Source organism: Proluteimonas luteida (assembly GCF_021191695.1).
GTDB classification, from domain to species: Bacteria; Pseudomonadota; Gammaproteobacteria; order Xanthomonadales; family Xanthomonadaceae; genus Luteimonas; species Luteimonas luteida.
This window is the reverse complement of record NZ_JAIWPT010000006.1, coordinates 16,009-31,956: the sequence shown is the minus strand read 5'-3', so window position 1 is coordinate 31,956 and position 15,948 is coordinate 16,009. Positions and strand designations below refer to the sequence as shown.

The 15,948-nt window shown below is 70.5% G+C and carries 8 protein-coding genes; 6 read left to right on the top strand and 2 right to left on the bottom strand.

What is annotated here, in order from left to right:
- Nucleotides 1-9 precede the first annotated feature (9 nt).
- Together yidC and mnmE are read left to right on the top strand one after the other, a co-directional pair.
- Complete coding sequence (gene yidC / locus LDO26_RS06830; protein WP_232130335.1) at nt 10-1,722, top strand: membrane protein insertase YidC; 1,713 nt, start codon at nt 10-12, stop codon at nt 1,720-1,722.
- Nucleotides 1,723-1,822: 100 nt separating this feature from the next.
- Nucleotides 1,823-3,187 (top strand): tRNA uridine-5-carboxymethylaminomethyl(34) synthesis GTPase MnmE, encoded by a 1,365-nt coding sequence (gene mnmE, locus LDO26_RS06825; protein ID WP_232130334.1) that lies wholly within the window; start codon nt 1,823-1,825, stop codon nt 3,185-3,187.
- A gap of 119 nt (nt 3,188-3,306) precedes the next feature.
- On the opposite strand, the gene LDO26_RS06820 is transcribed toward mnmE, so the two are convergent.
- Both LDO26_RS06820 and LDO26_RS06815 read right to left on the bottom strand, forming a co-directional pair.
- Nucleotides 3,307-4,185, bottom strand: a complete 879-nt coding sequence (locus LDO26_RS06820; RefSeq protein WP_232130333.1) for a hypothetical protein — start codon at nt 4,183-4,185, stop codon at nt 3,307-3,309.
- Nucleotides 4,186-4,244: 59 nt separating this feature from the next.
- The gene (locus LDO26_RS06815) at nt 4,245-4,640 is read right to left on the bottom strand and encodes a hypothetical protein (protein WP_232130332.1); all 396 of its coding nucleotides are present in this window, start codon (nt 4,638-4,640) and stop codon (nt 4,245-4,247) included.
- A 343-nt stretch (nt 4,641-4,983) separates the two neighbouring features.
- Here LDO26_RS06815 and LDO26_RS06810 point away from each other — a divergent pair, with 343 nt between their 5' ends.
- The 4 genes from LDO26_RS06810 (at nt 4,984) to LDO26_RS06795 (ending at nt 15,882) form a co-directional block, all read left to right on the top strand.
- Entirely contained in the window at nt 4,984-7,083 is a 2,100-nt protein-coding gene (locus LDO26_RS06810) for a CHAT domain-containing protein (protein ID WP_232130331.1), read from the top strand.
- 2 nt (nt 7,084-7,085) lie between these two features.
- The gene (locus tag LDO26_RS06805; protein WP_232130330.1) at nt 7,086-8,831 is read left to right on the top strand and encodes a ShlB/FhaC/HecB family hemolysin secretion/activation protein; all 1,746 of its coding nucleotides are present in this window, start codon (nt 7,086-7,088) and stop codon (nt 8,829-8,831) included.
- Nucleotides 8,832-8,846: 15 nt separating this feature from the next.
- Nucleotides 8,847-14,975: an MBG domain-containing protein gene (locus LDO26_RS06800; protein ID WP_232130329.1), complete on the top strand. Its 6,129-nt coding sequence runs from the start codon at nt 8,847-8,849 to the stop codon at nt 14,973-14,975.
- A gap of 79 nt (nt 14,976-15,054) precedes the next feature.
- The gene (locus LDO26_RS06795) at nt 15,055-15,882 is read left to right on the top strand and encodes a glycosyltransferase family 25 protein (RefSeq protein WP_232130328.1); all 828 of its coding nucleotides are present in this window, start codon (nt 15,055-15,057) and stop codon (nt 15,880-15,882) included.
- Nucleotides 15,883-15,948 lie beyond the last annotated feature (66 nt).

The following is a 15,948-nucleotide window of genomic DNA, read 5'->3' as shown; positions in this document are numbered from 1 at the left end:
GCCTGCCTGATGAACCAGACCCGTACTTTCCTGATCCTCGCCTGGCTGATGGTCGCCGTGCTGTTGTGGATGGAGTGGGGCAAGGAGCAGGCCGCGCCGGCGCCCGTGCAGACCACGACGCAGGCCGCCTCCGGTTCCGGCACCGTGCCGACCGCTGCGCCGGCGGCCGCTGGCGCGGCAGTCCCGACGGCGCCTGCCGCGCCTGTCGGCGCGATCCCGGATGCGGCGTCGGGCGAGGTCGCGGCGACGCCGGCGACGAACCGCCAGGTCGTGGTCCAGTCCGACGTGCTGCGGATCGTCGTCGACGGCGGCAACATCGTGCAGGCCGACCTGCTGGCGTATCCGCAGACGCGCGACGCGGGCAGTCCGCCGGTACGCCTGCTCGACACCGACCCGGCGCATTTCTATGCCGCGCAGAGCGGCTGGGTCAGCAGCGGCAACGACGCGCCGTCGCACGAGACCGGGTTCGCCCCCGAGCGCCCGGACACCAGCTACACGCTGGCCGACGGCGAGAACACCCTGGTCGTGCCGTTCGTGTGGACCGACGGCCGCGGCGTGACGATCCGCCGCAACATCGTGCTCACCCGCGGCGGCTATGCGGTCGAAGTGCGCGACGAGGTGATCAACGGCAGCAACGTGCCGTGGCAGGGTTTCGTCTACCGCCAGCTGATCCGCACCGCGCCCGAGATCAAGCGCAACATGACCAATCCCGAGTCGTTCAGCCTGCTCGGCGCGACCTGGTTCGGCAGCGACATCGGCTACGGCCGCCGCCAGCTGGGGGACTTCGAGGGCGACGGTCCGCTCAATGCCAGCGACCGCCAGGCGTGGATCGCGATGATGCAGCACCATTTCTTCAGCGCCTGGGTGCCGCAGCCCGACGACGTCAGCACGATCTCGATGCAGGTCGACCGCAGCGCCGGCGTGCCGCGCTACCTGATCCGCGAGCTCGGCCCGCCGGTCGGCGTCGCCCCGGGCCAGCAGGCGACCAGCAGCGCGCGCCTGTGGGTCGGGCCCAAGCAGGTCGACCTGATCCGCGCCGAAGGCGTGCGCGGCCTCGACCGTGTCGTCGACTACAGCCGCTTCTCGCTGTTCGCGATGCTCGGCGAGGGCCTGTTCTGGATCCTGTCCAAGCTGCACGGCCTGCTGGGCAACTGGGGCTGGTCGATCATCGGCCTGGTGCTGCTGGTCAAGCTGGCGCTGTATCCGCTGTCGGTCGCGCAGTACAAGTCGATGGCCAAGATGCGCAAGTTCCAGCCGCGCATCGCCCAGCTCAAGGAGCGCTACGGAGACGACAAGCAGAAGTTCCAGATGGCGATGATGGAGCTCTACAAGAAGGAGAAGATCAACCCCGTCGGCGGCTGCCTGCCGGTGCTGCTGCAGATGCCGGTGTTCTTCGCCCTGTACTGGGTGCTGCTGGAGTCGGTGGAACTGCGCCACGCGCCGTGGATCCTGTGGATCCAGGACCTGACCGCGCGCGATCCGTACTTCATCCTGCCGGTGCTCAACATCGCCATCATGTGGGCCACGCAGAAGCTCACGCCGATGGTCGGCATGGACCCGATGCAGCAGAAGATCATGCAGCTGATGCCGGTGATCTTCGGTGTGATCATGGTGTTCTTCCCCTCGGGCCTGGTGCTGTACTGGGTCACCAACGGCGGCCTCGGCCTGCTGCAGCAGTGGTGGATGATCCGCCGCTACAGCGAGGCGCCGGCCAAGGCCTGACGCTGCCGGGTCCGACGTTCCGCGGGCGAGGGCCCGCCTGTCGTCCGTCTGCCACGAGCCCGCCATCCGGCGGGTTCGTGCGTTCTGCGAGAATCGCCCGATGACTTCGCGCCTGCACGATACCGACACCATCGTCGCGATCGCCACGCCCGCCGGTGCCGGCGGCGTCGGCATCGTGCGGCTGTCGGGGCCGGATGCGCTGCGCATCGCCGCGGCGATCTGCGGGCGCCGCACGCTGCGGCCGCGCCACGCGCACCACGTGCGCTTCCGCGACGCCGACGGCGACGTGCTCGACGACGGCATCGCGCTGGCCTTCGTCGCGCCGGCCAGCTACACCGGCGAGGACGTCGTCGAACTGCAGGCCCATGGCAGCCCGGTCGTGCTGCGGCAGTTGGTCGATCGCGCCGGCACGCTGGGCGCGCGCCCGGCCCGGCCCGGCGAGTTCAGCGAACGCGCGTTCCTCAACGGCCGCCTCGACCTGACCCAGGCCGAGGCGGTGGCAGACCTGATCGCGGCCGGCGACCTGCGCGCGGCGCGCGCGGCGCGGCGCGCACTCGACGGCGTGTTCTCGACCCGCGTCGACGCGATCGCCGAAGCGCTGCTGACGCTGCGCGTACACGTCGAGGCGATGATCGACTTCTCCGACGAACCCATCGACGCGCTCGGCGGCGACATCGTCGCCGCGCGCATCGACGACCTCGCCGCGCAGCTCGACATCTTGCTGGCCGAGGCCGAGCAGGGCCGCAAGCTGCGCGACGGCGTGCACGCGGTCATCGTCGGCCCGCCGAACGCGGGCAAGAGCTCGCTGCTCAATGCCCTGGCCGGCAGCGACCGCGCGATCGTCACCGAGATCGCCGGCACCACCCGCGACCTGCTGCAGGAAACGGTGCGCATCGACGGCATCGAACTGACCCTGGTCGACACCGCCGGCCTGCGCGAGGCGGGCGATGCGATCGAGCGCGAAGGCATGCGTCGCGCGCGCGGCGAACTGACGCGCGCGGACCTGGCGATCGTGGTGCTGGACGCGCGCGATCCGGCACGCGGCGCCGCGGCGGTCGCCGACGCGATCGCAGGCGTGCCGGCGGTGCTGTGGCTGCACAACAAGATCGACCTGCTGACCGCCGACCCGCAGCAGGGCGCCGCTCTGGCCGATGCCGACGTGCTGCGCGTGTCCGCGCACACCGGCGCCGGCCTCGATGCGCTGCGCGCCGTGTTGCACGCACATGCCGGCGGCGCGTCGGCGGCGGGCGAGGGCGCCTTCACCGCGCGCACCCGGCAGGTCGACGGCCTGCGGCGCGCCCGCGACGCCGTGCGCGCCGCCCGGGACACCCTGCACGCCGAGGCGCTTGAACTGACCGCCGAAGCCTTGCGGCAGGCCCACGACGCCACCGGCGAGATCACCGGGCGGGTGCTGCCCGACGACCTGCTCGGGCATATCTTCTCGAGTTTCTGCATCGGCAAGTGACGGCAAGTGACACTGTCCGATCCGGACCAAGCCACCGGCGCGTGCGGGTGCACGTTCCTTTTGAGCGACGAGCGGGGCCGTGACCGGAAAGCCGGCCTGACCGCCGGAAGCTCGCGCGTTCAGTCGTTGTATCGTTGGAGAACCGGACTCATCCCCAGACGCTGCTTGTTGGTGTTGGCTGGCGTGGCGACATGCCGGCTGGGGTCGAGCGGACGCTTCCCCGGGCCGGGCGGGGGGGCGCCGGTGCGGCCGGCCAGGGCATCGATGGCTGCCAGCCAGGCAGCCTTGACGCGATTGAGGTGTTCGAGGATCCATTCCCCGCGTCCCTTGAAGTCGCTGGGATCGGTCGCCGACTTCAGGCCATCGTTGTAGTGCTGCATGTCGTCTAGGCTTCCCTTCGGTGCGTCACCGTAAACGACCATGGACATGGAGGCGACCGTGTCCGGCAACGAAGCTTGCGCCAGCATGTGGCCCCTGTCGCGGATGGTCTCGCTGCGTCCGTCGGGGTGGCGGAAGGTGACTTCGCTGAAGCGCCATGCGGGCTGGCCGTCCACGGTCTGCGGGGTGTCGCCGGGCACATAGCGGGTATCGATGACGTAGCCGTCCGAATCGAAGCGGGTGATGCGGCCCAGGGTGTCGCGGGTGATCTCGGCGGTGCCGGTGCGGAACACTTCCAGCGTCGTGGAACGGTAGCCGTTGGAGGAGGTGCGCAGGTAGAAGCCGTCGCCGACGTAGGCCCAGTTGCCGGGACCGATGTCCCGGCGGCTGCCCCTGCCCCAGGGCGCGGTGCCGGTGAGGACTCCGGCGCGCTCCAGTTCCTCGAACGGGACGCCGGCGCTGGTCAACCTGCTGCGCCAGTTGCCGACTTCGTTCACCACGTTCTGGGCGCCGCCGGAAATCAGCCTGCCGATGCGGGCCTTGACCATGCTGGCCGCCTGCTTGCGCGCCGGCTCGGCGCCGAGCGCGGCGATGTCCTGCGCCGACAGCAGCGGCGCCACGCGCGACTTGAAGCCGTTGTCGTAGTTGTTCCAGTTCGCCCCGCTCTCGACGCCCCAGATCAGGCGCTGGACGTCGCGCTGCTCGATCTGCGGGTGTTGCGCCGAGCGGGTGAGGATGCCGCCGATCCTGCATGGTTCCCTTTCAGCGGCGCGATCAGGTAGCCGTCGCCGGTGGTGGGGCCGTAGGTGCCGGCGTGCAGGCAATAGGAGCGAATGGTGCCGCGGTAGTAGCCGGGGCCGAAGTTGAAGTCTTCGGGCAGCGGCAACGGCGCAAGTTGATCGAGGTCGTGCAGGTGCTCTGCCACCGGCAGTGCGTCGCTGATGTTGGTGGTGATCGCGCCGATGTTCGCGGCCAACGGTGTCCGGTCGATGACCGCGTTCGCCAGGTTCTGTGCCTGCAGCGGCGGGGCGGCGAAAGCAGCGAGGGCGAATGCGAGAAGCAGGACTCTGTGCACGGCGGGGTTCCTGGATGTCGTCGGGGGTCGTCGATGTCTGCCACGACATTCGGGGCCGGGAACTGACAGCTGCCGTGCGAGTGGTCGACTTCGCAGCGGCCGCATCCGCCATTGCCGATGCGCTGTCCGTTATGCGCCCCGAATCGCGTTTACGTGTGGGTGGCGAGCGAACGCCATGCACGCGTGGGGCACGCAGGTCGGTGTGGATGCGGCGGCTGGCCGGATGGCCTAGGCCGTCTGGACGACAGCAATCTCCAGCGAATGCAGGGATCTTCTCTGTTTGGCCAAAGGCCGGACGGGAACACGAGCAGGAGAGTGGACGATGCGACTGTCGAAGCGGGGAATGCTGCAAGCCGTGCTGCTGCAAGCGGTGCTGTTGCCGGCGGCGCTGGTGCCGCTGCAGGCCCGGGACACGGATGACGTCTCCACGCGGCAACGCGCCTCCAGCACCGCGGCCGCGGCACGCATGCACGATGCCGACACCGCGCTGCAGCTCAGCAGCGAGGGTTCGCTGCTGTACCAGCAGGAGGAGGTCAAGCTCGACGGCTACCAGTACTGCAGCCAGGCGATCGCGCTGGCCGAGGCCGGCGAGTTCCGCGCCAGCGTGCGCGCCGCCAGCAAGGCCCTGCACCTGGGCGAGCAGACCGGCAACAGCGATCTGATCGCCAAGGCCAACCGCGACCTGGCGATCGCCTACAGCTACTCGGGCAACCTCGACAAGGCTGAGGAGTTCGCCCGCAAGGCACTGCAGCACGAGGCGCGCGATCCTGCGATGGTCGTTGGCCCGGCCTACAAGATCATCGGCGACGTGCAGCAGCGGCGCGGCGACTACGCTGACGCGGTGCGCAGCTACGAAACGGCGGCCGCCGGCAGTTCCGAGCGCTACCGGCCGCTGGTGCAGACCTCGCTGGTCAATGCGCTGATCCATGCCGGCGACGTCGGCCGCGCGCGCGCGCAGTTCGATGCGATGCCGGCGCCGGAGGATCCCGGCCTGCGCAACCAGTTCCAGCGCACCGGGGCCGCCCTGCTGCTGGCCGAGGGCCGGCCGGGCGAGGCCCGCGACCGTTACCTGGCGCTGGTCGCCGACAGCAGCGGCAGCGACGCCGCCTACCAGCGGATGTGGGCGCTGGAGGGGCTGGCGCGCAGCGAGCTGGCGCTCGACGATCCCGAGGCGGCGGCGCGTGCGCTGGGCCTGGCGATCGACAGCCTCGACGAGGTCCGCGCGCGCTTCCGCAGCGAGGAATTCAAGATGGGGCTGTTCTCGGACGTGCAGCGCATCTTCGAGGACGCGGTCGACCTCAACTCGCGCCTCGGCCATCCGCAGCGCGCGTTCGCGTACAGCGAGCGCAGCCGCGCGCGCGCATTGCTCGACGAGGTCCGCGACCGCGGCACGCTGTCGACGCAGGCCACCGACCTCGTCGACCTGGCGGCGCTGCAGGCGATGCTGCAGGCCGACGAGCGGGTCGTCGAATTCCACGCGCTGGACGACCGCCTGCTCGCCTGGGTGGTGTCGCCCGACGGCATCCGCGAGGTCGCCTACCCGTTGCCGCGCGCCTCGCTCGACGCGCTGGTCGAGGCGTTCCGCGATTCGATCGTCGCCGGCCGGCGCAGCGCGGTCGACGGCGCCGCCCAGGTCGGCGATGCGCTGATCGCGCCGCTGGCGCTGGAGCCGGGCACGCGGCTGATCATCGTGCCGCACGGGCCGCTGCACTACCTGCCGTTCCAGGCGCTGCGGCCCAACGGCGACTACCTGATCCGCCAGCACCCGGTGTCGGTGACGCCGTCGATCAGCATCGCGGTGCAGCTGGTCGCGCGCGGCAGCCAGGTCGATCCGCGGCTGATCGCGTTCGGCAATCCCGACGTGGCGCCGGACATGGCGCTGCCGGCTTCGGAGGACGAGGTGCGCAAGCTCGCGGCGCTGTTCCCGCAGTCGACGACCTATCTCAACGCGGCGGCGACCAAGTCGCGGTTCCGCGCGTCGGCCGGCAGTGCGCGGCTGCTGCACGTGGCCGCGCACGCGGAGGCGGACCGGGTCGATCCGCTGTACTCGCGGATCCTGCTGGCCAACGAGAACGGTCGGCAGAACTTCCTCGAGGCGCACGAAGTGCTGGCGCTGGACCTGGACGATGTCGCGCTGGTCACGCTGTCGGCCTGCGAGTCGGGCCTGGGCCGGGTCGCCAGCGGCGACGAGGTGCTGGGCTTCTCGCGTGCGTTCCTGTCGGCGGGGTCGTCGTCGCTGATCCTGTCGCTGTGGCCGGTCGCCGACGATGCGACCGAGATCCTGATGACCACGCTCTACGGCGAGCTGGCCCGGGGCACCGACCTGCAGACCGCGATGCAGCACGCGCAGCTGGCGCTGCTGGACCGGCCCGAATTCGAACATCCCTTCTTCTGGGCGCCGTTCAACGTGATCGGCAACTGGCGCCTGCACACACGAGGTTGAGCATGGACGCAGACACGCGAATCCGCGTCACCCGCGGTATCGCCGGCAGCATCGCCGGCATCGGCACCACGACGCTTGCCTGCGCGCTGCTGGCGGCATTACCGCTGCTGGCGCGCGCGCAGGACGCGCCGCAGCAGCTGCCTGCGCCACGGACACCGGGGGTGACCGCGCCGCCCGGCTGCCCGGGCGGCTGCCCCGGCGCCGCCCAGGACCTGCAGCAGCTGGCGCCGCCGCCGGGCATGGATGTCGCGTTCGACCTGCGCCAGGTCGTGTTCAAGGGCGCCAGCGTCTATACCGATGCGCAGCTGCAGGCGCTGGTCGCCGACCGCATCGGCCAGCGCGTCGCGTTCGCCGACCTGCAGCAGCTCGCCCAGCGGGTCACCGCGAAATACCAGGACGATGGCTACACCCTGGCACGCGCGATCCTGCCGGTGCAGGAGATCCAGGGCGGCAGCGTCGAGATCAGCATCGTCGAAGGCATGCTGGGCCGGGTCACCATCGACTACGACCCGGCGACGCCGGTGTCCGAGGACCGCATCCGGGCGATGCTGGCGCCGCTGGCCGAAGGTCGGCCGGTGCATGGACCGACCTACGAGCGGACCATGCTGCTGCTCTCCGACCTGCCCGGCGTGCGCCCGCAGTCGACGCTGGAGACCGGGCGCGTGGCCGGCAGCAACGACCTGGTCGTGTCGATCGGCCCCGCGCCGCGCGTGCGCTTCAACGTGGAGGTCGACAACTTCGGTACCAAGGAAGTCGGCCGCTGGCGCCTCGGCGGCACCGCGCGCGTCGCCAGCCCCTTCGGCATCGGCGACAACCTGGACCTGCGCCTGCTGGCCTCCGACGAGCGCCTGTTCCATGGCGACGGCACGGTCTTCGGCCGCATCGCCTGGGAGGCGCCGCTCGGCGCGGCGGGCAGCCGGTTCGGTATCGGTGCCTCGCGCGTGTCCTACAACCTCGGCGGCGCGTTCGAGGTGCTGGACGCGGTCGGCATCGCCCGCATCTACGACGCCGGCGTGATGGTGCCGGTGGTGCGCCAGCGCGGGCAGAACCTGTTCCTGCGCGGTTTCGTCGACCGCAAGGAACTGACCGACCAGATGCGCGCGGTGGAATTCGAAAGCGACAAGCGCGTGCACGGCGTCGGCCTGAGCTGGGCGTGGGAACGCCGCGACGGATTCGCCGGTGGCGGTTACTGGAGCTCGAACGGCGCGCTGTACGCCGGCGACCTGAAACTGGTCGACCCGCTGTCGCGACAGGCCGACCAGAGCATGTTCGGCCGTCGCACCGACGGCGGCTTCACCAAGATGACGCTGCAGGTGGCGCGGCTGCAGTCGCTGGGCAGCCACATGCACCTGTTCGTCGCGCTCGGCGCGCAGTTCGCCGACAAGAACCTCGATTCGGCGGAGAAGCTGGCGCTCGGCGGCCCACGCGCGGTGCGCGCGTATCCGTCCAGCGAGGTACTGGTCGACGAAGGCTCGATCGCCAACGTCGAGCTGCGCTGGCCGATCAACGAGCACGTCACCCCGTTCGCGTTCTACGACCTGGCCACCGGCAACTTCAACCGCAACCCGGGCCCGTTCGATCTCGACAACGACCGCACGCTGCGCGGCTACGGCCTGGGCCTGAACCTGGCGTCCCGCGGCGGCTTCTCCGCGAACGCGACCGTGGCCTGGCGCGACACGCGCCGCGCGGTCAGCGACGGCGGTGACCGCAGCCCGCGGCTGTTCCTGCACCTGATGCACAGCTTCTGACCGGAGACAACCGACATGGCCCGTCATTCCAAGACCCGCAAGCCCCCGATGCGGTCGCCGCTGGCCGGCGCGATCCTGCTGGCACTGTCGTGCACGGCCGCCGCGCAGACGCTGCCGGGCGGCCAGCACAACATGGTCGGCATCGAATCGATCGCCAACACCACGCCGACGACGATGACGATCCGCCAGTCCGCGGCGCGCGCGCGCATCGACTGGCAGGATTTCTCGATCGGCAACGGCTACACCGTCCAGTTCATCCAGCCCAACAGCAACAGTGTCGCGCTCAACCGGGTGGTCGGCGACCAGCAGTCGCAGATCCTCGGCAACCTGACGGCCAACGGGCATGTGTTCCTGACCAACCCGAACGGGGTGCTGTTCGGCAATGGCGCGCGCGTCGATGTCGCCGGGATCGTCGCCTCGACGATGCAGATCAGCAACGCGGCGTTCGACGCCGCGGCCACCACCGGCAGCTATCTGTTCACCGAGGGCGTGCCGGTGGATGGCGCCACCTATGGCGGCGTGGTCGCGACCGGCGGCAGCATCACCACGCGCGGGACCGGTGGACTGATCGCACTGCTTGGCGACTACGTCGCCAACGCCGGCGCGCTGAGCGCGCCGGGTGGCAGCGTGGTCATGGGCGGCGGCAACCGCGTCACCCTGGACATCGGCGGCGACGGCCTGACCAACCTGGCCATCGTCGCACCCGGCAGCTACGGCGGCCTGGGGACCGTGGTCGCCAACAGCGGCACGATCGCGGCCGACGGCGGCCGGGTGGCGATGCACGCCGGCGGCGTCGAACTGCCCGGCATCATCGTCCAGTCCGGCCAGGTCCAGGCGCGATCGCTGCGCAACCGCGGCGGGCGCATCGAGTTGTCCGGTGACAACGTCAGGATCGACGTCATCGGCTCGCAGGATGCCAGCGCATCCGAGGCCGGCGCGGCGGGCGGCGGGATCCTGGTGTCGGGACGGCAACTGTTCGTCGAGGACGACGCCAGCTTCGATGCCGGTGGCGACAATGCCGCGAATGGATCGCTGCAGCTGCGCTCCCAGCGCAGCCTGCGCGTGATGGCGCAGGCAGGCATCGACGCGTTGACCGCAGACGACGCCTACGAAGACGATCTCAACTACAGCTACATCCGCGACCAGGCACTGGCGTCGGCGCTCGGCAACGATACCGACGTGGTGCTGACCGCCGCGGGCATGAACCATTGGCGAAGCTCGTACCAGGGCGACGTCGAGTTCCTGTCGTATTGGGAGGAAACCGGCGACGACTATCTCGCGCACGCGCCGCGCATCGTCAAGGAAACCGGCGGCGACGCGCGGCTGACCGTCAACGCGACCAGCTCGATCCTCTTCGATGCGACGACGATCGAGGCGACCGTCGGCGCACTGGACCTCGACGCGAACGCGTTCAGCGACGGTCGCCTCGGTGCCCCCACCGACTACAGCTATGTCGACGGCGGCACAATCGCGATGGCCGGCTCGGCGATCCGCACCAACGGCGGTTCGGTACGCTTCTACGGTGGAAGCGACGCCGACAACGGCCATGCGACGGGCGCACCGACGACCTACGGCGACGGCATTTCGCTGAGCGAGAGCCTCATCGACACCTGCGGCCATGCCAGCGACGGCGGTTGCGGTGCGTCGGCGGGATACATCCAGCTGCGCGGTGCCTACCAGGACCCCCAAGGCTACACGGATGGCGGTCGTGGCCTCAGCATTGTCAGCTCGGCGCTGCGCACTGATGCGGGCCGGATCGACCTCGTGGGCGTGGGCCACGATGGTGCGGCGGGTGTCTATGTCGGCGATACCAGCCGCTGGGGCGGTACGGGAGCGCGCGACGTCGTCATCCTGGCGGACCCGCCAGGGTACGGCGAGCCCGCATCGATCGAATCCCGGTCCGGAGCGATCTCGATCACCGGTACGTTCGATGCTGCCGCCGCTACGTCCTATGTCTACGATGCCGAGGCGGCCGTGGTCATCGGCGCGGCGACGATCCGTACCGGTGGCGACGTCTCGATCCACGGCCGCGGCGCGGACCTGTCGGGACTCGACGACCAGGATTGGTGGGGCCGCGCCGATGGCGTGCTCGTCGGCGGGACGATCGAAGCGGGGCAGGGACGCACGCTGACGATCACCGGCGCTGCCGGCGCGCCCTCGTTGAACGACACCACGGGCGGCGTCAGCTATGCGGTCGCGATCGAGGGCGGCACCCTGCGGGCGCAGGGCGGCACGATCCGGCTGGGCACTGAAGCCGGTGGATTCTCCAATGACATCCTGCTGGGTGGCGGCGCATCGCTCGATACCGGATCGGCCTCGGGCGCGGGCGGGCACATCGGCATTGCTGCAGACAACGTGCTGGTCACGGGTACGGCGCGGCTGGTGGCAACCGGCGCCGGCGGCGGCAGCGTCGACATCGAGTCCGATGGCATCGTCGCCGTCGGGGCGGATGCCGCCATCGACGCCAGCGCGACCGGCAACGGCCATGGCGGCAACATCCGCCTGTTCGGCAGCGGTGGCCTGCGCGCGTTCGGCGACCTGACCGCACGCGGCGCGGGCAACGGCGATGGTGGGCTGATCGAGACCTCGGGCGGCGCGCTGGACCTGCGCGGCATCGGCATCGATGCCAGCTCGGCCAACGGCGTGGCCGGTACCTGGCTGATCGATCCGTACGACGTGTACATCGTCCATGGCAACGCCAGCGGTTCGCTGCCCGGCGATCCGTTCGAGCTGCTGGCGGACGCGACGATCCAGGACGGCGACATCAACAACGCCTTCGATTCCGGCACCAGCGTGCACATCACCACCGGCGCCGCGGATGTCGGCAGCAGCTACGGCGACATCGTGTTCTCGGCCGAAAACGGCCCGGTGGAGATCGTGCGCGGCAGCGGCAGCGGGCATCTGCGGTTCCAGCTCGACGCACATGGTTCGATCCGCACCCAGGCCTATGTCGATCCCGACAGCGGGGCCTTCACCAACGGGCTGCGCATCGACGGAGGCACGGGACCGCTGGACGTGCTGTTCAATGCGGACGCCAACGACACCGCGTCGTCGACGTTTGCCGAGGCGAGCATTTCGCTGTTCGGGGCGCAGATTCTTTCGCGTGGTGGCGATGTGCGGCTGTTCGGGCAGGGCGATGCCGCCAACGGCTTCGCGCGCGGCTTCTTGACGGGGATCAATTTCGCCGAGAGCAGCATCGATACCCGCGGCGCCGCCGGCGACGGCACGGTCTCGATGCGCGGGATGGCCGACAGCCTGTTCGACGGCACCGCGGTCGGGGTCGCGATCCGCGGCTCGGCGATCGAGTCGGGCCGCGGCGACATCGACATCCTCGGCGTGTCCTACAACGGCTACGAGCAAAGCGCCGGCGTGCTGCTCGGCGCCACGCGCAGCGCGCCGGGCAGCGTGATCCGTGCCGGCGGCGGCGCGGTCCGGATCGCCGGCGTGGCGACAAGGACGTTCGACGACGATGACTATGACTTTGGTGGGCGCGGCGGCGTCGTCATCCAGGCCGGGTCCGTACTCAACGACGGCGGCAGCATCGACGTCCGCGGATTCGCGTCCGCAGGGCAGGGTGGCGACGGTGACGAGCGGACGGTTGGCGTGGCGCTCGCGGCGGGCGGACGGATCGGCGATGCGGACACGCAGCACGTGCGCGTGGCCGGCGAAGCCGGTGGCACCTTCTGGACGCAAGCGGGACTGTGGATCGACGGCGCTGTCGGCGGCGACATCGTCGAACTGCTGGCGGCCACGGCGAACGGCGATGTGGCGATCCGTGCCGGTACCGGCAGCACGATCGCGGCGACGCAACTGCTGAACCTGCGTCCCGGCGGCGTGGACGGCGACGGCGATGCCTACGAACGCGCCGGTGACGCGATCAATCTCGGCGGCAGTACCGGTTTCGCGATCGACCAGGCCCTGCTCGACCGGCTGCAGTCGCCGGAGGTGGTGATCGGTAGCAGCGCACAGACCGGGCTGGTCCAGGTCCAGCAGTCGATCCAGCGCGCCGGCAACCTGACGCTGCAGGCCGGTGGCGCGGGCGCGGCCGGCATCGCGGTCAATGCAGGTATCGATGTCGACGGCCACACCCTGGCGCTGGCCAGCAGCGGCAGCATCGTCCAGAACGGCGCCGGCGCGATCGTCGCCGACAGCCTGCTGGCGCGCTCGACCGGCGGCGACGTGCTGCTCGACCGCGCCGCCAACAACGTCGCCGGCAATACGCTGGCGGGCGGCGCAGCCGGCGACTTCCGCTATCTCGACCAGGACGCGCTGGCGATCGGCAGCGTCACCGCGGTCGGCTTCGACGTGGCGGCCGGCGCGCCGGCGGCGCTGTCGGCGGCCGGCATCGACGCCGGCAACGATGTCCACGTGCAGAACCACAGCGGCGACCTGACCCTGGCGAGCGGCATCGCGGCCGGCCAGCGCATCGAGCTGGTCGTCGCCAACACGCTGCAGAACACCGGCGGCGTCGGCCTCGACGCCGGCGACCTGTGGCGCGTCTGGGCCAACAGCTGGGTCGACGAGACCCGCGGCGGGCTGGCCGGCGACGGACCGCTGCCGAACCTCTACAACTGCGCGTACGGCGGTCCGTCGGCCTGCGGCGTCGCGGCGTCGATCTCGGGCAGCAACAACCAGTTCATCTATGTCCAGCAGCCGACGGCCACGGTGACCATCGACAGCCATACGCGCGAATACGGGCTCGACAATCCGGCGTTCGGCTACGGTCTCGACGGCATCATCCTCGACGACATCGCCGCGAACGCGATCACCGGTTCGGTCGCGTCGGCGGCGACGATCCTCAGCAACGTCGGCGACTACACGATCGGCGGCAGCTTCGTCTCGCCGGCCGGCTATGCCATCAACGTGCTGCCGGGCGTCCTGGCGATCACGCCCGCCACGCTGCTGTACGTGGCCAACCCGTACACGCGGATCTACGGCGATCCGCAAGGCACGCTGGGCGGCACGGTGACCGGCTTCCGCAACGACGACACGCTGGCCAACGCCACCAGCGGCAACCTGGGATGGCATGCGGACGTCGATGCGACGACCTCGGTCGGCAACTATGCGATCACCGGCAGCGGCCTGAGCGCCGGCAACTACGTGTTCGCGCAGGCGGCGGGTAATGCCACGGCCTACCGGATCGACCCGGCGACGCTGTTCTACACGGCCAACCCGTACACACGGATCTACGGCGATCCGCAAGGTGCGCTGGGTGGCAGCGTGACCGGCTTCCGCAACGGCGACACGCTGGCCGGCGCGACCAGTGGCAGCCTGGTGTGGGGCGCGGACGTCGACGCGACGACGTCGGTCGGCAACTACGCGATCACCGGCAGCGGCCTGAGCGCCGGCAACTACGTGTTCGCGCAGGCGGCGGGCAATGCCACGGCCTACCGGATCGACCCGGCGACGCTGTTCTACACGGCCAACCCGTACACACGGATCTACGGCGATCCGCAAGGTGCGCTGGGTGGCAGCGTGACCGGCTTCCGCAACGGCGACACGCTGGCCGGCGCGACCAGCGGCAGCCTGGTGTGGGGCGCGGACGTCGACGCGACGACGTCGGTCGGCAACTACGCGATCACCGGCAGCGGCCTGAGCGCCGGCAACTACGTGTTGGTGCAGGCGCCGGGCAACGCGACGGCCTACCGGATCGATCCGGCGACGCTGTTCTACGTCGCCGATCCCTACAGCCGTCTCGTCGGCCAGCCCAACGGCGTACTCACGGGCAGCGTGACCGGCTTCCGCAACGGCGACACCCTCGGCGGCGCGACCACCGGCACGCTGCGCTTCTCCACCGATGCGCACGCGCTGTCGCCGGCCGGGACCTACGCGATCGAAGGCGGCGGACTGGACGCGACCAACTACGTGTTCGCACAGGCGCCCGGCAATGCGGATGCGCTGACGGTGCTCGGCCTGACGGCGACGCTGTTCCCGACCGATCTGGTCCGCGAATCGCAGGACAACTATCTGTACGACCGCAACATCGGCAGTGCACCGATGTGCGCGGTCGCGACCGGCCTGGCACGGACGCCGGACGGCAAGGATGGCGACGCGCTGTCGCGCGAATGGTCGCGGGTCAAGTCGCGACCGAACCTGACCAACTGCGTGCCGGGCAACCAGCGCAATGGTTGCGACGACTTCTGAGCGCAGCCCGGTGGCGTCGGCGGTCGCCGACGCCGCCGAAGATCCGGCTGGCGCCGCGCCGGGGTCCCCGTTGCCGGCCATGCTGCACGTGATCAACCTGGATGGTGCCAACGCGCGGCTAGCGGATGTCGTCGCCGGGCATCGCCGCCATCTGCATCCTGCGGGCATCGGGCTCACGCGCTTCCGCGCCTGCGATCGCGCCGAAGCCGACGCGCTGCGGATTCCCGGCGGCATCACGCCGGTCGAGAAGGCGTGCTTCGTCAGCCATGCGCGCTGCCTGCGGCAGGCCGTGCGCGATGGCGCGATGCCGTGGATCGTCGAGGACGACGTGGTGTTCGGCGCATCGACGGTCCAGCGCGTGCGCAGCGCGTTGCAGGCGCTCGACGGGCGTCCGTGGGACATTCTGTTCACCGACACCCAGCTGACCGACGTGCATGCGGTCGTCGACCTGTTCCGGGCCTGGCGCGGGATCGGCGACAGTGGCCGGACCCGGCTGCTGGACCTGACCGGCATGGCCTGGATCGGCGCGTCGTCGTACCTGGTCAACCCTGCGTCGGTGCCGCGTCTGCTCGCCTGCATCGAGGCGGCCCGCTCGCTGGACCTGGCCTGGGACATCTGGCTGAAGGTGGTCGCCGGGCAGGCCGGTTTCACCTGCCTGTCGGTGTTTCCGTTCGCGACGACCACGGCCGGGTTGCCGAGCCAGGTCCAGTCCGACCCGGTCGCCGCGCAGGTCGCCTGGTGGGCGGCGTTCGGACGCATGACCTGGGAGCACGCCGATGCCGACGCGCTGGACGCGCTGTTCGCCCGGCTCGGACAACCCGACGACCCGCACGCGCGCGGCCTCGGCAGGATCGTCGCGGCGATGAGCGCGATGGATTCCGGGTGTCCGGGCAGCGGGACCGGCTGAGCGCGCTTCGGACGCCGGCTGCGGCCACGGGCGTTCGGCGACCGTTTCGCGATGGCGTTCGATCGA